Source organism: Streptomyces sp. HSW2009 (assembly GCF_040240285.1).
Taxonomy (GTDB): domain Bacteria; phylum Actinomycetota; class Actinomycetes; order Streptomycetales; family Streptomycetaceae; genus Streptomyces.
This window is the reverse complement of record NZ_JBEHZD010001240.1, coordinates 1-279: the sequence shown is the minus strand read 5'-3', so window position 1 is coordinate 279 and position 279 is coordinate 1. Positions and strand designations below refer to the sequence as shown.

General features: G+C 77.4%; 1 protein-coding gene. It reads left to right on the top strand.

From position 1 onward, the window contains the following. Positions 1-279: hypothetical protein (locus tag AAHZ94_RS35340; RefSeq protein WP_349997717.1), on the top strand; the 279-nt coding region annotated here is incomplete at both ends.

Sequence of the window (279 nt, the reverse complement as noted above, 5' to 3'; positions counted from 1 at the left end):
CCCCCGGCGACCCGGCCGCCGCCAACGCGAGCACCAACACCAGCACCAACACGAGCCCTGACGCGAACGCCCAGGGCGACGCCGCGGCCGGCGCCCACCCCGGCGCCGACGGTCAGCCGAGTACGGACGTTGCGTACGAGATCGGCGGCCCGCACGGCGCCCCGAGCGCCATCCCGGCCGCGCGCATCCCCTGGTCCGACCCCGCACGGGACGGTGAACTGCCGGACGGTACGGGCCAGTTCGCATCGCCCGTCGGTGTGCCAGGGCCCCGGGTGCCGG